This window comes from Novosphingobium sp. PhB57, assembly GCF_004342985.1.
Lineage (GTDB): Bacteria > Pseudomonadota > Alphaproteobacteria > Sphingomonadales > Sphingomonadaceae > Novosphingobium.
In genome coordinates this window covers 1,346,518-1,370,052 of the sequence record NZ_SMBO01000001.1, presented here as the reverse complement: position 1 = coordinate 1,370,052, position 23,535 = coordinate 1,346,518, and the positions used below count along the sequence as shown (strand labels likewise).

Here is a 23,535-nt window from a genome sequence, read left to right as displayed (position 1 = left end):
GAATGCAGCAAAGACCCGCCCCGGATCCGATCGCGACATGGTCTGGATCGAAGGCGGGCAGTTCACCATGGGCTCCAACCACCATTATCCCGAAGAAAGGCCCGAGCGGCCGGCCGCGGTCGAAGGCTTCTGGATCGACCGCAACCCGGTGACCAACCGGGAATTCGCGCGGTTCGTGGCGGAAACCGGCTACCGCACTTTTGCAGAGCAGGCGCCGGACCCGGCCGACTATCCCGGCGCCCTGCCGGAGATGCTGGTACCGTCCTCGCTCGTGTTCCAGCCGCCCGCCCGCCCGGTCGATCCGCGCGGGCCGGTCAGCCAGTGGTGGTCTTTCCAGTCCGGCGCGGACTGGCGCCATCCCATGGGACCAGATAGCTCCCTGGACGAGATCGCCGAACATCCGGTGGTCCATGTCGCGCTGGTCGATGTCGAGGCCTATCTCGACTGGGCGGGACTCTCGCTGCCGAACGAGGCGGAGTGGGAGTTCGCGGCGCGCGGTGGCAGCGAAGGCACCGAATTCGCCTGGGGTTCCGAACTCGTGCCGGGCGGCGTCCATCAGGCCAACACCTGGCAGGGCGCTTTCCCTTATGCGAACTTGCGCGAGGACGGGTGGCTGCGGACCTCGCCCGTCGGCACTTATCCGGCCAACGGCTATGGGCTCAACGACATGATCGGCAATGTCTGGGAATGGACCGCCGACTGGTGGCGCGATTCTCCCGGTGCGGCGCCGGTCAGGAGCTGCTGCTCCACGGCGCGGGCCAAGGCGATGCAGGACAGTGTCGACCCGAACGACCCCACGCGCATCCCCCGGCGCGTGCTCAAGGGCGGCTCGCACCTTTGCGCGCCGAACTACTGCCAGCGCTATCGACCGGCGGCGCGCCATGCCCAGCCGGTCGATACCTCGACATCCCATGTCGGTTTCCGGGCCATCGCCAGGATCTGACGCGAACGACTGAGCCTGCAGGGCCCGGGGATCAGACCTGATCTCCGGGCTTTTCCTGTCGCCGCAGGAGCATCTGGTAAGGGATCAGCACCAGGAACCCGACTATCAGGAACAGCAGGACTGCAGCCGAAAGCGCCGCATTGGCATGATTGGCACCGGCCAGGGCCAAGGCGATGCCAGGGTGTCGCATGGCGGCGGAGATGGCGAGCGAGCCTCGGTCCGCCAGGTTGTCGCCACCAAGAAAATGGCCGCCCGCGATGGCCACGACGGCGACGAGTATCATGGCCAGAACCGTGCCATTGCCGATCAGCGCCATCATTGCCGGCCAGACTTTGATCAAGATCGGCAGTGCGGCCAGCACCAGCAGCAGGTAGGCGGCAATGGTCACGGCTTTCGTCAGGCGCGGAGCGGGCGCCTTGAGCAGGACCCGGCCAACTACAAGCCCGACCACAAGCGGGATGGCCACGCCAATGAGGATATTGCGCGCAACCACGCTTACCGGGAATTGCGCGTGAACGCCGTAGAAGCGGGCTGCCAGGGCGCCGAGGATCGGCACGAAGATCACGGCGAAGACGGCGCCGGTCGCCATGAGGCCGTAGACATAGGGCGTGTGACCGCCCGCCTTCAGCGCCTTGCCCGGCATCAGTGGGGGCACCGGCGAAATGGCCATGAGCAGGATGCCGGCTTTTGCCGCCTGGGAAAGCGGGAACAGAGCGACGATGGCCATGGCCGCAAGGATCGGGATCACCATGATCGCCACGAAGGCGGGCAGCAACAGCCGGGGGCGCCTCAGGACATAGGCGAAGTCACCGCGCGACGATGCCAGTCCGGCCGCTACCACCAGCAGGCCGAGGCTCAAGGTCAGCAGTAACGGTATCAGTTGTTTCACGATCTCCATCGGTCTTCACCTTCCGTTGTGCTTTGCGATCATTGCCTTGGCAGGAGCAAAAGTTGATCGGGGAAAGTCCCTAGCCGCCTCGTGAAATGCCGCTATCCGCCTCTTCCGTGAGGCGGCGTCGCTCAGAACGCCTCGCCGATTCCGAAGTAGATGGCCTGTGAATCCCGACCCATCGCGATGTCGAGCCGCAAGTTCGTGCCGGTCTCTGGCGAGGCCTTGAAACGCAGGCCCATGCCCACGGCGGGCAGGAACTTGCCACGGTCGAGATCTCCGAGGCTGTCTCCGATCCCGCCGATCCCGCCGAACAGGACCCCGCCGAACCTGTCGCTCATCTGTTGGCGCCATTCGATTTGCGCGGTCCACATCGCACGGTCGCGGTAGCGGCCCATTTCGTATCCCCGAAGGTCTCCGTTCTGGCCGTACATGCACAAGTCGTAGAACGGAGCACCCTTGGATACCGCGCAAAGGCTGCCGTGGATCGCGAGCGTGCCGGTGGAGGTCGCCGGGAAGTACCCACTGGCCGCGAACTGCCAGGTGTCATAGGAAAAATCGCTGCCCAGCGCGTCCATGTTGAAGACGCCGACGAGCGTGACATTGGCGCCCTTGCGCGGTGCGAACTGGTTGTCCCGGCTGTCGTAAGTCACGGCCGGGCCGATGCCCGAAGTCTGGCTGTCGAGCAGGTTGCCCGGCAGGTTGAGATCGGGAAAGAGCGGATTTTCGCGCTTTATCCGGGAGTTCACCTTGAGAAAGCGATAGCGCGCGCCGACGTAGAAGTGGTCTGCGATCTCGTACTGCCCCTGGGACAGGATCATGGTGCCCCGGTCCTCCAGGTCCACCGAGATGTCGCGGTCGCCCGCATTGGCGCCGATGCCGTAGAACTGCATGTTGATGTCGGCATAGCCGCCGAAGAGCAGCACCTTGAAGCGGTCGTCGTCCAGCGACATGCTGTGCACCGCGCCCGCGCCCCAGCTCTTGTTGGTGGTATAGAAGGCACCGCCGCCGGTGACCCAGGGTTGGCTGGAGCCGTTGGGGTTGTAGAACAGCACTCCCGCCACGGTGAGCCCGGCCCCGACCGTCGGGTTCGACATCGGAATGGGAACGACCAGCAGGTCGGGTTTCATCTTCTTGGCGGCGGGAGGCGCCGGCGGCGCGGCTGCCGATGTGGCGGCGTCGCCGGTGGCAGGCCGGTCGTTCTGGGGGGCGGACAGCGAAGTCGTCGCGATGACGGTGTCGTTCGCCATCTGCTGTACCGGCCGGTCCTGTGCCAGGGCGGGAAGGGGAAGCCCGGCCAGCAGCAGCGTCGCCAGCATCGGGGCAGACCGGAGCGGGGCCGCGGACAGGGGCCGAGGGGGCGTGGCATCCGGCCGCTGCTGCATGGTCGGCTCTCCTTCTGGATGGGCACACGTCTTGCGGCGCAGCGGCGACCGGCAAGACGCGGCCGATCGGTGTCCGGTCAGTTCGTCGCGGCGGCCGGCGGGAAGATCTTGAGCGGCAAGGTCAGGCTCAACATGCCCGCGGTCCCTTCCTGACGGCGGCGGGCGTCGAATTCCTGGAATACGCGCACCCGGAAGGTGGCCGGGCTGCGGCCGAGGATCAGGTTATAGGCAGCCGTGCCGCCCAGCGCCGCGACCCGGCCCTTGTTGGGGCCGAGTACCGCACCTTCGCCGGTATCGCCGCTGATCTGGTCATAATAATAGCCGACGATCCCGGCGGAGAATTTCTCGGAGAAGCTCTTCTCCACCGCGGCTTCGACATGAAGCTCGTTGCCGGTGTTGTAGTCGGTGACCTTGTTGTTGCCATTGAAAGTGACACCGGCCTTGGCGCTGATGTCCCAGCCGGAATCGGTGTCGTGCCAGCTCGCGGCCAGCGAGGCGTCGCCGGCCCAGCGGTGAAACGCGATGTTCGCCAGCTCGCCTTCGCGGTAGTGGCCCACCGGGATATTCACGAAGCCGCCGACCTGCAGGTAGAACTTGTCCCACTTCCAGCCGAGCGACATGTTGGCGAGGGGGTCGCCGATCGCCAGGGTATTGTCGGTGCGGGAGCGGGTGATGGACTGTCCGCCGGGCCCGGCGACGATCACCGAGGCATCGACGAAGGGCGCGGCCAGCGGCAGCGAGCCGCCAAGGGCCAGGGTGCCGCCCAGGAACTTGGTGGAGGGTACCCAGACCAGGGTGGTGAACTGTGCCGCCACGAAGGAGTCGAGGCCCAGCGCGACATTGCCGCCCACGACAAGGCTCTTGTCGGCCGCGATGTCGCCGCCGTAGAAATACATCGTGTCGTCCACGAAGATGCCTTCGACGGGCGGCTGAACGGCGGCGGCCGGACCGCCGGATCCCAGCAGATAGATGCTGGTGCCGCCTTCCGAGGCCTGGGCCGTGCCTGCGGCCTGGCTGCATCCCAGCGCCAGGAGACTCCACAAGACGTGCCGGAAATTGACATGGGGCATGTACCGCTCCTGATCCTCTGACAGGTCGAGGAGAGTGCGGCAGGCGGGCCGGGAGCTGAATCGGGGATTACCCCCGGATTGCCCGACGCATGCCCGGGTGAACGGGGCGGGAGCGGTCAGGGCGGGAGCGGGCCGTCGCCGGGGAGCGGAGTAGTCCCGCGCAAAGCCGGTAATGGTCCCGATGTGCGCGCCGCCGCGCTGCGGATAATGTCTTGCGAAAATGTCGGGACCCGAGACCGGGAACAGAGGAGACTCAAGATGCGCGCGCGCTTGTCCAGATATGCCGTCCTGCCCCTTCTGCTCGCTTGCGCCGTGCCCGCCCTGGCGGCCAAGGCGCCGGACACCTGGGACGGGCTGATGCATGTGAAATCAAGCAAGATCGAGACGGTCTACCTTCAGCCCGATGCGGACTTTCGCGGCTATACCAAAGTCATGATCGACCCGGCGGAAATAGCCTTCCGCAAGAACTGGCAGCGCGAGCATGGCTTTGCCGAGGACAGGGGGCGCCCCGTCTCCAACGAGCAGGCGCGGGATATCCTAGAGCAGGCGAAGACCGGCTTCCACAAGCTGTTCGTGGAAGCTTACCAGAAGGCGGGATACCAGGTGGTGGACCAGCCCGGCTCCGATGTGCTGCGGCTGTCCACGGCGGTCGTCAATCTCGACGTGGTCGCCCCGGACCCCATGACGGCGGGCCGGTCGTGGACCTTTTCCCGCGACGCCGGAGGCGGCACGCTGGTGATCGAGGCGCGCGATTCGCGCACCGGTGCCTTGCTCGGCCGTGCGGTCGATTCCCGCAGCATGGAAGACAGCCGGGCCTATTTGCGCAACACCGTGACCAACACGGCGGACTTCGAAGACCTCTTCGCTCACTGGGCCAAGCTGAGCGCTGCGGGCCTCACCGAATTGAAGAGCCTCTCGCCCATCAATGCTGAGGGGATGTCCAAGAAATAGCGAGCATACTGGAAAATAAAAGGTCCGGTATGAAGCGTGCTCGTAACGTTGTTTGCGCGAGTGATGGGCCGGATAGGCAATATCCACTCCCCTAGGATGCAAAACAACTTGGTATCGGGTGAAACCCGGATGGCCGAATCGGCCCGCCTTCACGACCATTGCGGTCCTATCGTGCAGAAGGATGCCTATCATGCCGAATGGAAAGCCGAACATCCTGGTCATCTGGGGTGACGACATCGGAATCAGCAATCTCAGTTGCTATACCGACGGCCTGATGGGCTATCGAACGCCGAACATCGACCGGCTTGCCAGGGAAGGCATGAAGTTCACCGACAGCTACGGCGAACAGAGCTGCACCGCGGGGCGCTCGTCCTTCATCACCGGGCAGAGCGTGCTGCGCACCGGGCTCTCCAAGGTGGGTATTCCCGCCGCGCCCACCGGCATGAACGAAAAGATCGTGACCATCGCCGCGCTGCTCAAGGAGCAGGGCTATGCCACCGGGCAGTTCGGCAAGAACCACCTGGGCGACCTGAACCACATGCTGCCCACCAATCACGGTTTCGACGAGTTCTTCGGCAACCTCTATCACCTCAATGCCGAGGAAGAGCCCGAGATGGAGGACTATCCGAAGGACCCCAAGTTCAAGGAACGCTTCGGCCCCCGCGGCGTGATCCACAGCTGGGCGACCGACAAGGACGATCCCACGGAGATGGAACGCTGGGGCAAGGTGGGCAAGCAGAAGATCGAGGACACCGGCCCGCTCACCAAGAAGCGCATGGAGACCTGCGATGACGAATTCGTCGCCGCGGCGCTCGATTTCATCAAGCGGCAGGAGGCGGACGACAAGCCGTGGTTCGTGTGGCTCAACACCACGCACATGCACATGTTCACGCACCCCAAGCCGGAGAGCAAGGGCCAGGCCGGTCGCTGGCAATCCGATTATCACGACACCATGATCGACCATGACAAGAACGTCGGCCAGGTTCTCGATGCTCTCGACGACATGGGCATCGCCGACGACACGTTCGTCATGTATTCGACCGACAACGGCCCGCACCGCAACTCCTGGCCGGATGGCGGCATGACCCCGTTCCGCAGCGAGAAGAACACCAATTGGGAAGGCGCGTTCCGCATCCCGATGATGGTGCGCTGGCCGGGCAGGATCGAGCCCGGCTCGATCTCCAACGGCATCGTCCAGCACCACGACTGGCTGCCCACTTTCCTGGAAATGGCGGGCGAACCCGACATCGTCGAGAAAGTGAAGAATGGCCACCAGGCGATCGGCCGCACTTACAAGAACCACATCGACGGCAAGAGCCTGCTGGGTCACATCACCGGCAAGGAGAAGGATAGCCCGCGTAACTTCTTCTTCTACATCAGCGACGATGGCGACATCCTGGCGATGCGCTACGACAACTGGAAGCTGGTGTTCCTGGAACAGCGCTGCCCGGGCACCATGCAGGTCTGGGCCGAACCCTTCACCCGGCTGAGACTGCCCAAGATGTTCAACCTGCGGACCGACCCTTACGAATTCGCGGATATCACCTCGAACACCTATTACGACTGGTTCCTGCACAACGCCTACTTCATCTATGCGGCCCAGACCGGCGCGGCGATGTTCGCGGAGACGTTCAAGGAATTTCCGCCGATCCAGCGTCCCAACAGCTTCACCATCGACGACGCCATCGCCAAGATGGCCGATGCCGCTGCCGGTTCCAGTTGATGGGGAGCGCGCGCCTTCCGATCCTCCTTTCGGCACTGGGTGCCGCCGCGATATTCGTATCCGCGGCGGCCCAGTCGCCCCAGGGAACCACTGCCGGCCCGGCGCCCGTGCAGACGGGCGCTCCCGGCGCCGGACCGCCCAGCATCACCGCCAAGCTGCCGCCGGGCATGCCGAAAGGCTACCTCTCGCTCTCGCAGCTTCCGGATAGCCTGGCACTCCTGCCGCCGCCACCGGCAGAAGGATCGGCCGCGTTCGCGCGGGACGAGGAAACGGACAAGGCCATGGCCCGGCCGAAAGACAGTCCGCGCTTCATCCAGGCGACGAGCGATGCCGATCTCAAGCCGGCGCATGCTTTCCAGGCCTTTGCCTGCGCCGCCGGCGTGACACCGGATGCCGAGCGCACGCCGGTGCTCTACCGCGTGATGAGCAAGGCGATGATCGACATCGGACTCTCCACCTACAAGGCCAAGGACCACTATCGCCGCGTGCGGCCTTTCGTGGCTCACGGCGACACGACCTGCTCACCGCAGGACGAAGCCGTGCTGCGCACCGACGGATCCTATCCCTCCGGCCATAGCGCGCTGGGCTGGGGCTGGGCGCTGATCCTGGCCGAACTCGTGCCCGATCGCGCCGATGCCATTCTCCAGCGCGGCCGTGATTTCGGGGACAGCCGGCTGGTCTGCAACGTCCATTGGGCAAGCGATGTCGATGCCGGGCGACTGATGGCGGCGGCCACGCTGGCGCGGCTCCATGCCGAGCAGGCGTTTCGTGCCGACCTCGACGCAGCGCGCGCCGAACTGGCCAGGAGCGGAACGAAGCGCGCGCCGTCCGTAGAGGCATGCAGCACGGAAGCCGCGGGGCTTCGGCTGCAATAGCGCGCGTCAGAAGTTCGGCAGCGGTTGCTCGGCAAAGCCCCAGCCGCGCAAGTCGGCTGCGTGTTCGATCAGGGCTTCGGCATCGTCGATCGAGAAGGGATGGGCGTCCTTCATTCCGTCCAGCTCGTCCCAGGAGATCGGAACCGCCACCGGCGCTCCGGCGCGGGCTCGGGCGGAATAGGGCAGGACGGCGGTGCTGCCGCGCTGGTTGCGCAGCCAGTCGATGAAGATCTTGCCCTTGCGCTTGGCCTTGCTCATCGTCGCCACGAAGCGGTCCGGTTCGGCCGTGCTCAGGGCTTCGGCGAACCGGCGGGCGAAGTCCTTGTGGCTGTCCCAGTCATGGCCGGGCGTCAGCGGCACCACGACATGGACGCCTTTGCCGCCCGACAACATGGCGAAGCTGACCAGGCCGATATCCGCAAGCTGGCGGCGCAAGTCCTGCGCGGCGCGACGGCAGTCTCCGAAGTCCAGCCCTTCGTCGGGATCGAGGTCGAAGATCAGCCGGTCCGGCTTCTCGACGGCGTCCGCCCGCGATTCCCAGCCGTGGAACTCGATGGTCCCCATCTGCACGCAGGCGACCAGCCCTTCGGCGTCGTCGATATAGAGGTAGTCCTCACTGCCGCCGTCCTTCTCGCGGATCGGTACGTGAGAGACGTGAGGGCCGAACGAGCCGCTGTCGTGCTTCTGGAAGAAGCATTTCCGGGCGCGACCCTGGGGGCAGCGAACGAGGCTGATCGGCCGGTTGGCGGCGAAAGGCAGCATGAGCGGGGCCACCGCGGCATAGTAGTCGGCAAGCTGGCCCTTGGTCTGGCCGGTCTCCGGGAAGATCACCCGGTCCCGGCTGGATATTTCGACGTCGATCGCGGCCTTGGGGGCAGACTTGGGCATTTCGGGGGTGACCTCCTTCGCCGGCTTGTCGCTGCGCAGGCCCAGGAAACTGGCGTGACGCACACGCCCTTCGGCGGTGAATTCGGCAAAGGCGATCTCGGCGACAAGCTTCGGCGTTACCCAGGTCGCGCCGCGCGCTTCGGTCCGGTCGGCTTCCACCGGCGCGGTCTTGCGGACGAGCGGTGCCAGCCGGGCCGCCAGATCGCCCAGGGTGTCGCCGTCGAATCCGGTGCCCACTTTGCCGCGATAGACCAGCTTCCCCTCTTCGTATTGCCCGAGCAGCAGCGAGGAAAACGGCCGTCCTTTCGCACTCGATCGGCTCCATCCGACCACCACGAATTCCTGCCTGCGGGTACATTTCACTTTGACCCAGTTGCGGGTGCGACGGCCCGCATAGGCGGCGTCGATGCGCTTGGCGATCACGCCTTCCTGGCCCGCCTGGCACATCGCCGCGTAGAGCTTTTCACCCGCGCCGATCACATGGTCTGCCACGAAAAGCGGGGATCGGGCATAGGCCAGCAGCGCTTCCAGCCGCTCCTTGCGCTCGATATTGGGGAGCGGGGCCAGGTTCCGCCCATCGAGTTCGAGCAAGTCGAAGGCGTGGAATTCCAGTTTGTCGCCGGGTTTCTGGCTGCCGTGTCCGCGCTTGAGCTCGGCCTGCAGGTTGGAGAAGCTGGGATTGCCGTCCGGTCCCCGGGCAATGATCTCGCCGTCGATCAGGCTGGGCGGAAGGTCGAGCGCGGCGAAAGTGTCGACCAGCGGGGCGAACTTGTCGCTCCAGTCGAGGCCGCTGCGGGTATAGATTCGCACGGTATCACCGGCGACGGCGGCGAGCGCGCGGTAGCCGTCGAACTTGATCTCGTGCATCCACAAGTTGCCGTCCGGCACGGCATCGACGAGCGTGGCCAGCTGGACCGCGCGAAACTTCGGCGGGGCGCCTTTGGCCCGGCTGCCGGGCCGCCGCTTCGCTGCGGGCCTGGCCGTCTTGGCAGTCTCCGAATTGTGCTGCGCGGCGTCGTCCATGGCATCGGCAAAGGCCTTGCCCTTCTTGCCCTTGAGCGACTGCGTGCCCGCCTTGTCCGCTGCGATCTCGGCCATGGTGCGGCCGGTGAGCACGCTTTTCAGCCCTTCCTCGACCAGTTGATCGCCGGAGACGGCATGGCCGTCGCTGACCTTGCGCAGCAGCCAGTTCTCGCGCTTCTCTCCGGGGCGGCCCTTCATCCGCACCAGCAGCCACTCGCCCTTCATCCGCCCCCCGTCGAGCGTGAAGTGGAGGTGTCCGTCCTCCAGGTCCTTCGCGCTCTTGCCCGCGATTGGCGCCCAGGTGCCTTCGTCCCAGAGCATGACGGTGCCGCCGCCATATTCGCCTTGCGGAATGTTGCCTTCGAAGCGGGCGTAGGAGAGGGGGTGATCCTCGGTACGGACGGCCAGCCGCTTGTCCTCGGGATCGGCGCTGGGGCCTCTCGTCACGGCCCAGGACTTGAGCACACCGTCTACTTCCAGCCGGAAATCCCAGTGCAGCCGCCGCGCGGCATGCTTCTGGGCGATGAAGATATTGCCCGCTTCGCTGTTCTGCCGCTTACCGGCCGGCTCGGCGGTTCGGGCGAAGTCCCGCTTGCGGTTGTATTCGGCGAGAGGGTCGGACTTGGCCATCCTTACCGTTCCTTGCCGGGCGAAGGATGCCGCCGGTCCCAGCGCGCCTCCACGAAATGCAGCGCTGTCACCATGACCAGGCTGACCAACATGCCGATGGCCACCAGCGGCCACTGCCCGGCGCCGCAGGCGATGCCGATGATCGCGGTCAGCCACATATGCGCGGCTGTGGTCAGGTTGCGCAGGCGCCCGCGGGAAAACACGATCAGCCCGGCTCCGATGAAGCCCACGAAAGCGCCGGTCGCCTCGAAGATGCGCAGAGGGTCCATGCGCGGTCCGTCGAGCTGGAAGTAGAGGGCTATGATGGAAGTGGTCATCGTGGCCGCCGCCACGCAGACCAGTCCGTGCGTCCGCAGACCGGCCGGATGGCCGTGCCACTCGCGGTCGAGGCCGAGCAACAGGCCGACCACGGCGGCAATGCCAAGCCGCAGCAGAACCTCGGAATCGATCGCATGGAGGGGGATCGCCGGGTTGAGTTCCATGGCTCAGGCGCGCTTGCGGCTTCGCGTGGTCGTGGTGCTCGTGGTCTTGGCCGGGCTCTTCGTCGCCGCCGGCTTCTTGGCGGCAGGCTTCTTCGCCTCGGTCTTCTTGGCAGGCGTCTTAGCCGCGGAGCCCTTGTCCGCTGCGGACTTGCTCGCAGGCGCCGCTTTCCCCGTGCGGCTGCCGCTGTCGCCGACCGACTTCTTGAGCGCGGCCATCAGGTCGATGACATTGCTCTTGCTGCCGCCCGATGGCTCCTCGACGTCTTCCAGCACGCGCTTGTTGCTTTTCGACTTGGCCTTCTTGTCGATCAGCCGGTGAAGCGCATCGATATAGCGATCATGGAATTCGGCGGGGTGGAAGGGCGCGCTCTTCTTCTCGATCAGCGTGGTCGCCAGGTCGAGCAAGTCGGCGTCGGGCTTGTCCTCGCCGATCTCGCGGAAATAGCCCTGCGCCTTGTGGACTTCGTCGGCGTAGCGAAGGACTTCCATCACCAGCCCCCGCCCGCACGGCTTGATCGAGACGAGTTGCTCGCGCCCGCGCACCGCCAGTTGGCCAAGCCCGACCTTGCGGCTACGGCGCAGCGCCTCGCGCAGGACGACGTAGGCTTCCTCGGCAAGATCGTCCGCGGGAACGACGAAGTAGGGCTTTTCATAATAGAGCACGTCGATGTCGCCCGCGTCCACGAACTGCACCAGTTCCAGCGTCTTGCGGCTCTCGATCTTGACGGCTTCGATCTCTTCTTCGTCGAGCAGCACGTAGTTGCCCTTGGAGATTTCATAGCCCTTGATGATCTCGTCGCGATCGACCGGGCCTACGCCGGGCGCGACTTTCTCGTAGCGGATGCGCTTGCCGCTCGGTTCGTGGATCTGGTGGAACGAGATGGCGGCGCCGGACTTGGTGGCCGGGTAGACCTCGATGGGAATCGACACCAGGGCGAGCCTGATCTGTCCTTGCCAGTATGCGCGTGCGGCCATGGCCCGTTCCTTCCTCGCCGATGAGAAAGGCGCGGGCCCTGGGTTGGTTCCCGCAAAGCGGTCCGGAGGGACGTCAGCCGACGACGATGGCGCTGATCCGGTGGAAGAAGGGGTGATGCGGCGTGGCGCCGTGGGCCACCTGGGTGAACATCCCGTCGCCCAGGTTGGGCAGCTTCGATTCGACCCCGCAGACTTCCTCGCCGCCGCGCACGTCGATATGCGCGTGGAGCTTGCCGTCGAACTCCAGGCCGATGTCGACCGCATGCGGAAACTCGGCGCTCAGCACTTCCAGCACCCGATTGAGCCGGTCGGTCAGCGAATCTTCCGAGGAGGCATTGGGAAGCGAGGAACCGTCGATCGAGTAAAGGGATGCATCCTTGCGCATGGGGGGCGCCTCCTAAGAATTTCCGGAAGGGATAAGATCGGAAGGGTACTGGGCTGATCGGCCTCCAGCTTACCTGTTTTCCCGTAACAGGAAACACCGCAGTTTCCCCGAGCGACGCGGTCCGTCCCGTTTCAGGCTGGGCCGCTGCCGCGGCCATGCGGGCTGTCCAGATCAAGTATCGGGCCGGACGGGACAATCCCGGTGGGATTGATCGTGCGGTGGCTCTCGTAATAATGGCCCTTGATGTGCTGGAAGTTTACCGTGCCGGCCACGCCCGGCGTCTGGTAGATGTCGCGCAGGAACCCCTGCAGGTTGGGATAATCGAATATCCGCCGCAGGTTGCACTTGAAGTGGCCGACGTAGACCGCATCGAAGCGCACCAATGTGGTGAACAGGCGGATATCGGCCTCGGTCAGTCTGTCGCCCACCAGAAAGCGATTGCGCGACAGGCGATCCTCCAGCCAGTCCAGCGAATCGAACAGCGGTTGGACGGCCTCCTCGTAGGCGTCCTGGCGGGTCGCGAAGCCGGCCTTGTAGACGCCGTTGTTGACCGTGTCGTAGACCCGGGCGTTCACCGCATCGATCTCCGCGCGCAGGGCCTCGGGGTAGAAGTCTCCCGGCGCCGCGCCCAGCCCGTCGAAAGCCTGGTTGAACATGCGGATGATCTCGGAGGATTCGTTGTTGACGATCCGCCCGGTCTTCCGGTCCCAGAGAACCGGCACGGTCACGCGGCCGCTATAGGCCGGATCGGCGGCGGTGTAGATCTGGTGGAGGAAGCGGGCCTGGTGGATCGGGTCCGGGATCACCCCGGGCGCCGGATCGAAGGTCCAGCCCTTTTCCAGCATGAGCCAGTTGACCACCGAAACGGAGACCAGTTCCTCCAGGCCCTTGAGCGCGCGAACGATCAGCGTGCGGTGGGCCCAGGGGCAGGCGAGGCTGACATAGAGGTGATAGCGGCCGGGTTCGGCGGCGAATTCCCCGTCCGCCGTCACCCGGTCGCGAAAGGCGGCGTCCTTGCGGACGAAACGGCCGCCGGTGGATTCGGTGTCGTACCAGACGTCATGCCATTGACCGTCGACCAGCATTCCCATGGATGGCTTCCCTTTGTGCCCGGATCGCGCCGGACTGCCGCCCGCCGCTTCATACCTTCAGGACGTCCGGACGCGGTGTTTGTGCCCGTGGGATGTCAGTTCTTTCGCGAGGCGCCGGTTTTCCAGCAGAGCCAGGCCACGTTGAGCCAGGCGCCCATCGTCAATTGCCCGGCCCAGGCGACCAGCGCATAGCCGAAGCCGAAGACAGCAATGTCGATCGCGAGGACCAGTCCCACCAGAGACCAGCCGCCGGTCCGCGCCAGGCGGCTCTCGCGCTCGGTCAGGGCGCGGCCGGCAAAGTCGCGCTGGTGGCGCTTGATCGAAAGCGCGAGGGCGGTGAAGGCAGCAGCGGAGAGGAGGACGGCGAGAAGGTGGATCATGCGGCCATGGCCTCCGGGGTCTTGCGCCGAACGGCGCGGGGGCCTTCCGCCCGCTTGCGCGCGGCGCGGCGCGCGCCCTTGGCAAAGCCGGCGGCCAGCACCAGCATCACCAGGTCGAACGAAACGAACAACCAGTCGCCCGCAAGGAGGCTGGCGGGCAGTCCGCGCGAAGTGGTCAGGGCGTTCACCACCGGCACGGCTGCGAACAGCGCGGCGGTAAGGCCGAGCGCCTCGGGCCAGGCCCGTGCCGAGGGGCGAACCACCGCCCAGACGAAAACCGCCAGCCAGGTGAGAAACAGGCTGTTGATCTCATGATCGGCGCGTTCGGCCATGCTCAGGGGCAGGAGGCGGTTGGCCAGGAAGTAGGCCGCTATGCCGGCCGGGAAGCCCGCGACGGTGGCGATGTTGAGTTTCTCGACCAGGCGGAAGCCGAAGTGCGGATGGCTGGGATCGGGCAGCTTGGTGCGGCGCTTGACCGTCCAGAGCACCAGCCCGCTGCCCACCATGATCGTGCCGCCCAGGCCCGAGAGGAAATAGAGCCAGCGCAGGCCGTATTCGGCGTAGCGTCCCGCATGAAGGCCGATCATCACGCTTTCGGTGGCGAGCGCCGCGCCCTTTGCCATGCTGTGATCCGCGGGGCGGCCGGTGATGCCGTTGAAGGAGATTTCCTCGCCGCGCGAACCGATGGCGCCTTCCGATGCGCGGGCGATGTTGACCATGGCGGTGGAATCGCCGGGATTGGTGATCTTCACGTAGCCCACGCGCTTGCCGTCCCACGCGGCCGAAGCCGTGCGCATCAGCGGTGCCACGGCTACGAGCGGTGCAGGATTGCCGCTGCGCGCCACCTCCACGCTCTTGCCGAAGACGGCGTCCTGGAACGCCGTACGGTCGGCATAGTTCGCGGCAATGCCCCAGGGCATGTACATGATCGCCAGCGTGACCAGGCCGGTGAATGTGATCATCAGGTGGAAGGGCAGGGCGATCACGGCCGTGACGTTATGCGCGTCCAGCCAGGAACGCTGGCCCTTGTTGAAGCGCAGCATGAAGAAGTCGGCGAAGATCTTCTTGTGCGTGATGATCCCGGACAGGATTGCCACCAGCATGAACATCGCCGCCACGCCCACCAGGTAGCGGGCCCATAGCACCGGAATGTAGTGCAGGTCGAAATGGAAGCGATAGAGGAAGTAGCCGCCGCGCGTGTCGCGGGTGGAGACTTCGCGGCCGCTCTGGTCCAGCACGGCGCTGGTATCCGCGCGCTTGCCTCGCTTCTGGCCTTCGGCCGCCTGCCAGTAGACTTGCGTGGTGGCACTGCGGCTGTTGGGCAGCGAGATGTACCAGCTTGTCGCATCGGGCGCGGTGCGCTGGAGGAAGCGGACGGCGCCCTCGGCCGAAGTGACCGGATCGGCGCTGCCGGTGATCTCCGGCTGCATCCAGCGCGTGATCTCGTCCTGGAAATAGGCCGAAGTGCCGGTCGCGAACATGGCGAAGAGCAGCCAGCCCAGCAGCAGCCCCGTCCAGGTATGGAGAAGCGCCATCGACTGGCGCAGACCTTCCTTCACAGCCGGCCTCCCATGCCGAGCGAGAGCCAGAGAGCGGCCCCCAGTACGCCGCCGGAGACCGCCAGCCAGAGCCAGAGCCGCGAGACCGAGCGCAGGCCGAACGCGAAAAGGGCGATCGTGGCGAAGATGGCGAAGGAAAGCAGTGTGGCGGTGACGCTTGCCTCGGCGGGATTGACCGCCAGACCGTGCGCCAGCAGCCGCGCCAGGCAGGCCGTGGCCAGCGAGGTGACCAGGTAGTTCGCCGGAACCGCTGCGACGATGCGCGACGCGACGTTCCAGCGGCCGATGCGGCGGCCTGCGGGACCCGTCGTTCTGGCATTCGCGGCACTCTTGGCCATGCTCGTTCTTCCCCCGAGAGCAGGATATTGCAAATCAATCGCAAGAATGGCCGGTAATTTCGGCGGGCTCCGGAGTCAATGGTTCAGAATGGCGAGGCGGCTGCGGAAGCGCCATTGGGATGGGAGGATGCGGGGCGGGCAGGGCGGGTGTGCGGGGTTTCGCGCTGCCGGCGAGAGGGCTGGTGCGCGCGTTAAGAGCGCTTGCGCATGGGGATTTCCTCAAACCGTCATGGTGCCCGCCTAGGCAGCGCGCGCCGGACTTTGGACGGCCGGGCGCAGGGTGGAAAAAATCGTGTTATCGAATGCCATGGATCGTCCTGCGGCGCCGCCGCAGGACTGGAATGCAGTGAGGTCCACGCTTCTGCGCTACCTCCGTGCGCGAGGGGCGCGACCGGACGTGGCGGATGACGTGGCGCAGGAAACGCTTGCGCGCCTGATCGCTCTCAGCCAGACGCAGCAGATAGGCAGCCTTTTTGCGCTGGCCTTCAGGATCGCGGACAACCTGATGATCGACACGCGGCGCCGGGAAATGCGCCAGGAGACGCAGCACTCTGATGACGTTGACGACGAATGGGAAAGCGACGATCCCTCGCTCGACAGGATTCTCGATTCGCGCCGGGCGCTCGACGTGCTCTCGCTCTGCCTGCGACGGATGCCGCCGCTGCGCCGCGAAGTCCTCATCCGCAGGCGCCTGAATCATGAAAGTTGCCGTGCGATCGGCGAAGATCTCTCGATGAGTGCGAAGGCAGTGGAAAAGCATATCACCCGTGGCCTGCTGGATCTGCGCGCGGCGCTCGATCGCGCCGGCGTGGACTTCGCGGAGTTCGCCTGATGACGGCCCAGAGGCAGGAATTCGACGTGATCGACCGGGAGGCCGCAGAATGGGTCGACCGGATGAACCGTCCGCTGCACGACGCTGAAGTCGCCGCCGAGTTCGATCGCTGGATCATGGGCGATCCGCGCCATGTCGAAAGCTATGCGCGGCACCAGGCGCTCTGGCAGTCCGGCAGCTTGCGCAGTGCCCTGGAGGTCGCCGAAGCCGCGCCCGACGATTTCGGTACCTTCGAGGATGAGGCCGTGCCGAATTGGGCCGGGCAGGCGTGGAAGCAGTTCGCGGGCTTCGCGGCCGTGGCGCTGTGCCTGGTGGTCGTGCTCTCGATGGGCGCCCGCACGCTGGTGAGCGAATCGAGCTATGCCGCCGCCCGCGGTACCTCGCGCGAAGTCGTGCTGCCGGACGGATCGAAAGTGCGCATGAGCGGCGGGACCCGGATGGACGTGCGCATCACACCCTGGTCGCGCGAAGTCGCGCTCCAGAACGGCGAGGCCTTCTTCGACGTGGCGCACGAGAAAGTCCGCACGTTCTCGGTCAACGCGGGCGATTCCCGCGTGACCGTGCTGGGGACGGCCTTCGACATCGACCTGGTGGACAGCCAGACGCGGGTGGTGCGCGTCTATCGCGGCCTGGTCAGCGTCGATGCCGGGGCGGGGCGGCAGTGGCGGCTTCCCGCAGGCAACGGGATCGAAGTCGGCGGCGGCCGGGTGCGCAGCCTGGGCGACGTGCGCGGCGATCATCCCGGCTGGATCGACGGCTGGTTCGACGCGGACGACACCTCGGTTCAGCAGCTCGTGCAGCGCATCAATCGCGGTTCGGACCTGCCGGTGGTGCTGGCCGATCCGGGATTGGGCCAGCTGCTCGTGACCGGGCGGTTCCAGACCTCCGATCCCGAGATGGTGCTGGAAGCGCTGGCGGCGATCCATGATCTGCAGTGGCGCAAGGAAAAGGCGCGCTACGTCCTCTCCCATTGAGTTCGTTTGCAAGACGCCGGTTTCGGGCGTTCTGCGGCAGCGCGGCCAGGCCCGCTCATGTCATCGTCTCGCCGTGTGGGCGGAAGGCTGAGCCGGGGGGGGCTGGCTATCTTCCGCTGTCATCAAGTTTACTTGATAACGTAATGAAAATGTAAGAAAAAATAATTGTCGGGATTGGTTGTCTGCCTGCGTCTTCCCCCCGAATGCCTGATCCAACGGGGGATATGATGTTTCGTTCAAGTAAAGCCCTGGCCCATGCTTCGGCATTGGCCATAGCGCTGGCAACGGTCGGGGGCGGCCTTGCCGCGCCGGTCGCCGAGGCGGCCACCGCCCAGTACAGTTTCACCATTCCGGCACAGGACCTGGGCCGCGCGCTACAGGAATTCTCGCGGGTCACCGGCATGCAGGTGGCCGCGGCGCCGGATGCGGTACGGGGGCGCCGCAGCACGGCCCTGTCGGGCAAGATGAGCGCGCAGCAGGCCCTGTCCCAGCTCGTGCGCGGGGCCAATGTCGAAACCCAGCTTCGCGGCAGCACCGTGATCCTGCGCGCCCGTGCCGCCCGGCCCCGTCCGGCCGCGGTCGCTCCCGCGCCGGCGCGCCGGGCAGCCCCGGTCGCGACTGTCGCCGCCGAAGAGCCTTCCGGGGCCGGCGACAGTGAGATCGTCGTCACCGGCTATATCGAGGCGGTTCAGCGTTCGCTCGACATCAAGCGCAAGAACGACACGGTTTCCGACACGGTCAGCGCCGACGACATGGGCAAGCTGCCCGCCAACAACATCTCCGAGGCGCTGGCGCGCCTTCCCGGCGTCAATGCCGTGCGCAGCCCGACCACGGGCGAAGGCGACCGCATCACGGTGCGCGGTCTCTCGACCGAGCTGAACAACTATTCGATCAACGGCGTGCGCCTTGGCGGTGCCGGTTCGCGCGACAACAACTTCTACCGCGGCGTGCGGCTCTCGGTCTTGCCGCCGGACGGTATCAAGCAGATCACCGTCTACAAGACCCTGACGCCGGACCGCGACGGTGACGCGCTGGGCGGCTCGGTGGACATTTCCACCCCCACCGCCTTCGACCAGACGCCGATGTATGCTCGCCTCTCGGCCGAGGGCGGCATGCTCGACAAGTACGATCATCGCAAGTCGGGCCAGGTTTCGGGCGCGCTTTCGCGCCAGTTCAACGATCATTTCGGTATCTACGTCTCGGGCAGCTGGAGCCGGCGCAAGTCGCAGTTCGAGCAGAACGGCGTGGACGGCGATAATCAGCCGGACACCTGGTACGACAACAGCGAGACGCTGGGCTGGGATCCCAACCGCTTCGTGATGCGCGGCATGGACCTGGGCTTCGGCGAGACCGACGTGAAGCGCTGGGGCGCCAATACCAGCATCGACTATCGCTCCGACGACCACGATTTCCACTTCCGCGGGCAGTACAACAAGTACCGCAAGGACGAATTCCTCAACCGCCTGAACTTCCGCAACGACACCGCGAAGAATTCGACGCGGCTGGTGCAGGTGGACGTGGCCGATACGACGCTGCTCCAGCCCGAAGACAGCATCGTCGGTACCGATTCCAGGCTGGGCCGCATCTATGGCTATTCGCTCGGCCAGATCGTCGACCAGGACGGCGACGGGCTGATCACCGATGCCGACCGCAAGGGCAAGTCGTTCTACAGCCTCAACGGCGGTTCAGGCACCTGGGACCCGCAGGGCTTCCGCCTGCGCCGCTTCTGGGAAGGTTCGCGCGAGACGGGCAGCCTGGCTTCGGCCAACCTCGGCGGCATTTCGCGCGTGGGCGAACTGACGATCGACTACGACGTGTCCTACTCGCAGTCGGAAGACAATCTCGACGACGGCTACACCCTGGAGTTTCGCAGCGACAAGTACGGCTGGCTGGGCAATCAGGGCGTGCTGTTCAGCAGCAGCGAAGATTCGCGCTTCCCCAAGTGGCTGCTCAATTCCGCCGGTCTGGAAGCGGTGCAGGACCCCTCGCAATACGACTTCAGCAGCCTCGAAGGCGAAGTGGGCGGAAGCAGCGAGAAGCTGTGGCAGGCCCAGTTCAACCTCGAATGGAAGCCGGTCGATTCCTGGGTGGAATCGTTCAAGACAGGCGCCAAGTTCTACAATTCGCGCCGCCGCACTTATCAGGGCTCGTTCCTGAATCTCGAGGCGGACGGCACCCTGGCGGACTTCTCCGAATTCTACGGCAAGGATGTGAACAGCCTGTTCGGCGGCGCCTATAGCGGCCTCTATCGCCTGGGCACGACCATCGACAACCGCAAGATGCTGGCCGAACTCCAGCGCGCCGAAGATGGCGACAGCGAGATCTTCGACGGCTTCGCGGTCGACCCCAACGACGCCGAACTGTCCAACGAGGACAGCTTCCGCTTCAACGAGCGCGTGATCTCCGCCTATGCCATGGGCACGGCGCGCTTCGGCCGCGCGCAAGTGATCGCAGGCGTGCGCATGGAAGCGACGCGCAACACTATCGACGCCTGGAACATGGACCTGATCCAGGGCGAGCGCTTCGTTTCGGACAAGTCCAGCTTCGTGAACGTGCTGCCCTCGGTTCACGTCAACTACGAACTGGACAGCCGCACCAAGCTGCGCGGCGCGGTCTGGACCAGCTTCGCGCGTCCCGACATCGCCCGCATGAGTTCGGCGCGCGAATATGGCTACGACACCGATCCCGATGGCGACGGCGAGGAAAACCCGATCTCGCAATGGGTGCTGACTTCGATCGCCCAGGGCAATCCGAACCTCAAGCCGATGCGCTCGCTCAACCTCGACATGTCGCTGGAGCACTACGCCGGCAATACCGGGGCCTATTCGGTGGCGCTCTACTACAAGCACATCGAGAATTTCCTGTTCCGCTCCTCATCCAGCAACATCCGTGACGGGACGCTGGGCGAGAACGTCGATCCGACCGGCGTGGCGATCTCCATGCCGAACAACGGCAAGTGGGCGGAAGTCTACGGCATGGAAATCAGCGGCCAGCAGCTCCTACACTGGCTGCCGGGCATTCTCGGTTCGCTGGGCGTGGGCGGAAACCTGACGTTGCAGCGCTCGAAGGCGGTTACGGGGCTTTCCTGGCACCCTGAGGGCTACACCCTGCCGCTGATGGAAACGCCCGAGACGATCGCCAATCTCCAGCTGTTCTGGGAGCGCAAGGGCTGGGAAATCTACGGCGCGTGGAACTACCAGTCGAAATTCCTCGGCGGCATCCAGGACTTCGGCAACAATCCCTATGAGCAGGCCTATAGCTTCGTGGACCTGACCTTCCGCAAGACCTTCCTCAAGAAGTCCTCGGTGCAGCTCCAGGTCCAGAACCTCTTCGACTCGCATACGTATTGGGAAACCGTGTCGTCGGGGACCGGGGCGAGCCGCGCCTACATCAAGAACGGGCGCAGCATCACGCTCGGCCTCAACCTGATCTTCTGAGGGCACTTGCGATGAAGAAGAAAGCCCATGTCCTGCTGGGAGCGCTGGCCTTGTGCCTGCCGCTCCCGGCCTTCGCCGCCGATGCGCCGGTGCAGCAGCAGGAGCCGCTGGCACCTGCCACCGTCCGGCCCGAACGCGTGATCCTGAACCTCACCGCCGATCCGACCACCGAGATGGCCGTCACCTGGCGTTCGGCGCCGGGTCTGCCGGGCCAGGTCCAGTATGCGAAGGCGACAAGCAGTCCCGACTTCGTGAAAACGCCGCTGACGGCCGAGGCGAAGACTGACGACGCCACGCTGGCTGTCCGCGAGGATCCCGCCTTCCGCGCTGCCTATCACTCGGCAGTGCTGGCGGGGCTCGAGCCGGACACGGTCTATGCCTACCGCGTGGGCGACGGCGCGCATTGGTCCGAATGGTTCCAGTTCCGCACCGCCGCACGCGAGGCGAAGCCGTTCCGCTTCATCTACATGGGGGACATGCAGAACCAGATCCTGTCGGAAGCCTCGCGCACCTTGCGCATGGCCTTCCGCCAGGCGGGCGACTCGGCCTTCACGATCCATGCCGGGGACCTCATCAACCGGCATGACAGCGATGCCGAATGGGGCGAATGGTTTGCCGCGGGCGGGTTCCTCTATGCCCAGACGCCGCAGATGCCGACGCCGGGCAATCACGAATACGTCAAGGATGAGGCGGCGCGGGCCGGTTCCTCGATCAACAGCCAGTGGCGCCGGCAGTTCACGCTGCCGGAGAACGGCCCGGCCGACGTTCCGGCGAGCCGCGAGACGAGCTGGTACACCGATTACCAGGGCCTGCGCCTGATCTCGATCGACTCCATGCAGGTCGACCGGGACGAAACGGCGCGCAAGGCGATCGTGAAGTGGCTCGACGGCTTGCTGGCGAACAACCCGAACCGCTGGACGGTCCTGTTCCTGCACTTCCCGCTGTTCTCCAGCGAGCCCGAGCGCGACAATCCGAAGCTGCGCGCCGCGCTGAAGCCGCTGATCGACAAGTACCGCGTGGACTTGGTCCTTCAGGGGCACGACCACGGCTATGCCCGCGGCGCGATCGGCAAGAACGGCCCTGCGGCGGACGATGCGGGCACGACATATGCCGTCTCGGTCGCCGGACCGAAGATGTACGAAGTCGGCAGCCTGCCCTGGGCGCGCAAGTCGGCATCGCGCACGCAGGCCTATCAGGTGATCGACGTCAGCCAGGAAGCCCTGGCCTACCGCGCCTATACCGCCACCGGAGAGCCGCTCGACGCGGTGACCTTGCGGAAACCCTGAGTACGCGAAAAGGCCGGAGCAAGCTGGGGGGCATTGCTCCGGCCGCTGACGAGGCTGCGCTTCGATTGCGACCCGAAGCGTGGTTTCGTCCAGCCCGCCCGGCCCGATCGGCCGGGCGGGCGCATGGCCGTGACCCGTCAGTCGAGCATGGTCTTGCGCAGCTTGGCGATGTCGGCGTCGGTCAGGCCCACCTTCTGTTTCAGATAACCTTCCGATCCGCCGTACTGCTGGTCGAGATACGTGAAGAACTGGGCCAGGTGCGACGCGCCGCTGGGCGTGTAGAGCGGCTCGGCCTTGGGCGGCTGGCCGTCCGCACGCGCGGCGTAGTACTTGAGAATGGGATTGTTCGGGAAGTCGGCCGGGTCGACCTTGGGCATTTCCCATTGGGGGCGGCGCAGTTCGGTGGAGCGGTGATAGTCCTTGAGGATCGTCTCGCGGTCCACGCCGAGCACGTCGTAGATCAGGGCGGTGGCGATGCCGGTCCGGTCCTGCCCGGCGGAGCAATGATAGACCACGGCGCCCTCGTTCGCGAGCAGGCGATTGAACAGCGCGCGGAACTGCGGGACGAGCATGATTTCCATGCCCTGATACATGTTCTCGCCGCCGCTCTTGGCCATCTTCGCGAACAGCGGTTTGAGCGAATAGTCGTTGGCGAGGAACAGCGCGCCGGTGCGGTCGTCCAGCAAGTCGGGCGCGACTTCGCGTTCCTCGATCGAGCGCAAGTCGACCACGGCGCCCAGATTGACCTGGCCCAGCAGCGCGTAGTCCGCCTCGGTCAGCAGCGGCATCGCGCCGGAGCGGAAAGCCTTGTCCCACTTCACCGTATGGCCGTCCTTGGTGACGTAGCCGCCGATGTCGCGGAAGTTGCTGCCCTGCTGAAGCGGCACCACGCGCTCGGCGACGACGGTGGTCTTGCCGCCCTTGCCCTGGATGATGACGTAGCGGCGTTCGCTGGCCGGGATCGGCAGCTTCAGCGCGGCGTCCTTGCTGGCGGCGGCGAAGCGCTGGTCGTTCTTGTCGAGCGCGGTGTCGGTGCTGATCCAGATCGTGGCCGGTGCCGTGTCCGTCCGGGCCAGCACGACGGTCTGGTCGTCCAGACGCGTCAGCGTGGCCAGCTCGCGCGCGGAGGCGGGAGAATGGGCCATCGCCGCGACGAGGGCGGAGAGGACGGTCGGGGCAATCTTGCGCATGGGCGGAGTCCTTGATGTCTGTCTGATGCCGGCTGCTAAAACGGATGTATGTATCTTGTGTGACAGGTCTGAGGTCAATGCGCCGGCGTGTTATCGCGGAGACGATCCTGCGGCCGCTTTCCTTATTGTCAGGTATTCGGGCCATTTCAGCGGTTCTGCCGCGAATCCGGGGCGCCATCTCTCCGGGGTGTCTAGGCCAAGGCGCGAGTCTGTAAAACGAATGTCTGTA

Annotated in this window: 20 protein-coding genes; 8 read left to right on the top strand and 12 right to left on the bottom strand. The window is 65.5% G+C overall.

Annotated features, from left to right (window positions below):
* The first annotated feature begins 37 nt into the window (after positions 1 to 37).
* Positions 38 to 943, top strand: coding sequence for a formylglycine-generating enzyme family protein (locus EDF58_RS06185; protein WP_132263530.1), 906 nt, complete (start codon positions 38 to 40; stop codon positions 941 to 943).
* Between the two features lie 31 nt (positions 944 to 974).
* On the opposite strand, the gene EDF58_RS06180 is transcribed toward EDF58_RS06185, so the two are convergent.
* The 3 genes from EDF58_RS06180 to EDF58_RS06170 form a co-directional block, all read right to left on the bottom strand.
* Positions 975 to 1,841 (bottom strand): Na+-dependent transporter, encoded by an 867-nt coding sequence (locus EDF58_RS06180; protein ID WP_132263528.1) that lies wholly within the window; start codon positions 1,839 to 1,841, stop codon positions 975 to 977.
* A 122-nt stretch (positions 1,842 to 1,963) separates the two neighbouring features.
* Positions 1,964 to 3,217 carry a BamA/TamA family outer membrane protein gene (locus tag EDF58_RS06175; protein ID WP_243654097.1) on the bottom strand — a complete coding sequence of 418 codons (1,254 nt, stop codon included), beginning with the start codon at positions 3,215 to 3,217 and terminating at the stop codon, positions 1,964 to 1,966.
* A gap of 77 nt (positions 3,218 to 3,294) precedes the next feature.
* Positions 3,295 to 4,287, bottom strand: a complete 993-nt coding sequence (locus tag EDF58_RS06170; protein WP_132263526.1) for a transporter — start codon at positions 4,285 to 4,287, stop codon at positions 3,295 to 3,297.
* A 258-nt stretch (positions 4,288 to 4,545) separates the two neighbouring features.
* Between EDF58_RS06170 and EDF58_RS06165 the strand changes: the two genes are divergently transcribed.
* The 3 genes from EDF58_RS06165 to EDF58_RS06155 all read left to right on the top strand — a co-directional run bounded on the left by EDF58_RS06165 (position 4,546) and on the right by EDF58_RS06155 (position 7,836).
* Positions 4,546 to 5,238 (top strand): DUF3313 family protein, encoded by a 693-nt coding sequence (locus tag EDF58_RS06165; RefSeq protein WP_132263524.1) that lies wholly within the window; start codon positions 4,546 to 4,548, stop codon positions 5,236 to 5,238.
* A gap of 190 nt (positions 5,239 to 5,428) precedes the next feature.
* Entirely contained in the window at positions 5,429 to 6,961 is a 1,533-nt protein-coding gene (locus EDF58_RS06160) for an arylsulfatase (protein ID WP_132263522.1), read from the top strand.
* Positions 6,961 to 7,836 (top strand): phosphatase PAP2 family protein, encoded by an 876-nt coding sequence (locus tag EDF58_RS06155; protein ID WP_132263519.1) that lies wholly within the window; start codon positions 6,961 to 6,963, stop codon positions 7,834 to 7,836. The genes EDF58_RS06160 and EDF58_RS06155 overlap by 1 nt, the downstream gene beginning before the upstream one ends.
* 6 nt (positions 7,837 to 7,842) lie before the next feature.
* Here the strand turns inward: EDF58_RS06155 and ligD are convergent, their stop codons facing one another.
* The 8 genes from ligD to EDF58_RS06115 form a co-directional block, all read right to left on the bottom strand.
* Entirely contained in the window at positions 7,843 to 10,377 is a 2,535-nt protein-coding gene (gene ligD / locus EDF58_RS06150; protein ID WP_132263517.1) for a DNA ligase D, read from the bottom strand.
* Between the two features lie 2 nt (positions 10,378 to 10,379).
* A complete protein-coding gene (locus tag EDF58_RS06145; RefSeq protein ID WP_132263515.1) occupies positions 10,380 to 10,859 on the bottom strand; it encodes an MgtC/SapB family protein in 480 nt (159 codons plus the stop codon).
* A 3-nt stretch (positions 10,860 to 10,862) separates the two neighbouring features.
* Positions 10,863 to 11,834, bottom strand: coding sequence for a Ku protein (locus EDF58_RS06140; protein WP_132263513.1), 972 nt, complete (start codon positions 11,832 to 11,834; stop codon positions 10,863 to 10,865).
* Between the two features lie 73 nt (positions 11,835 to 11,907).
* Positions 11,908 to 12,219: a hypothetical protein gene (locus EDF58_RS06135; protein ID WP_243654096.1), complete on the bottom strand. Its 312-nt coding sequence runs from the start codon at positions 12,217 to 12,219 to the stop codon at positions 11,908 to 11,910.
* A 131-nt stretch (positions 12,220 to 12,350) separates the two neighbouring features.
* Positions 12,351 to 13,310, bottom strand: a complete 960-nt coding sequence (locus EDF58_RS06130; protein ID WP_132263511.1) for a glutathione S-transferase family protein — start codon at positions 13,308 to 13,310, stop codon at positions 12,351 to 12,353.
* Positions 13,311 to 13,405: 95 nt separating this feature from the next.
* Positions 13,406 to 13,690: a DUF3325 domain-containing protein gene (locus EDF58_RS06125; RefSeq protein ID WP_132263509.1), complete on the bottom strand. Its 285-nt coding sequence runs from the start codon at positions 13,688 to 13,690 to the stop codon at positions 13,406 to 13,408.
* Complete coding sequence (locus EDF58_RS06120) at positions 13,687 to 15,249, bottom strand: PepSY-associated TM helix domain-containing protein (protein ID WP_132263507.1); 1,563 nt, start codon at positions 15,247 to 15,249, stop codon at positions 13,687 to 13,689. Before EDF58_RS06120 ends, EDF58_RS06125 begins: the two co-directional genes overlap by 4 nt.
* Entirely contained in the window at positions 15,246 to 15,587 is a 342-nt protein-coding gene (locus tag EDF58_RS06115) for a hypothetical protein (protein ID WP_132263505.1), read from the bottom strand. Before EDF58_RS06115 ends, EDF58_RS06120 begins: the two co-directional genes overlap by 4 nt.
* Positions 15,588 to 15,894: 307 nt before the next feature.
* Between EDF58_RS06115 and EDF58_RS06110 the strand changes: the two genes are divergently transcribed.
* The 4 genes from EDF58_RS06110 to EDF58_RS06095 all read left to right on the top strand — a co-directional run bounded on the left by EDF58_RS06110 (position 15,895) and on the right by EDF58_RS06095 (position 22,116).
* Entirely contained in the window at positions 15,895 to 16,419 is a 525-nt protein-coding gene (locus EDF58_RS06110) for an RNA polymerase sigma factor (RefSeq protein WP_279388316.1), read from the top strand.
* Positions 16,419 to 17,393, top strand: a complete 975-nt coding sequence (locus EDF58_RS06105; RefSeq protein ID WP_132263502.1) for a FecR domain-containing protein — start codon at positions 16,419 to 16,421, stop codon at positions 17,391 to 17,393. The genes EDF58_RS06110 and EDF58_RS06105 overlap by 1 nt, the downstream gene beginning before the upstream one ends.
* Positions 17,394 to 17,620: 227 nt before the next feature.
* The gene (locus EDF58_RS06100; protein WP_207912819.1) at positions 17,621 to 20,830 is read left to right on the top strand and encodes a TonB-dependent receptor; all 3,210 of its coding nucleotides are present in this window, start codon (positions 17,621 to 17,623) and stop codon (positions 20,828 to 20,830) included.
* An 11-nt stretch (positions 20,831 to 20,841) separates the two neighbouring features.
* Positions 20,842 to 22,116 carry a metallophosphoesterase family protein gene (locus EDF58_RS06095; protein WP_132263498.1) on the top strand — a complete coding sequence of 425 codons (1,275 nt, stop codon included), beginning with the start codon at positions 20,842 to 20,844 and terminating at the stop codon, positions 22,114 to 22,116.
* A gap of 137 nt (positions 22,117 to 22,253) precedes the next feature.
* Here EDF58_RS06095 and EDF58_RS06090 read toward each other — a convergent pair whose 3' ends face one another.
* Positions 22,254 to 23,306: a tyrosine-protein phosphatase gene (locus tag EDF58_RS06090; protein WP_132263496.1), complete on the bottom strand. Its 1,053-nt coding sequence runs from the start codon at positions 23,304 to 23,306 to the stop codon at positions 22,254 to 22,256.
* Positions 23,307 to 23,535: the final 229 nt, after the last annotated feature.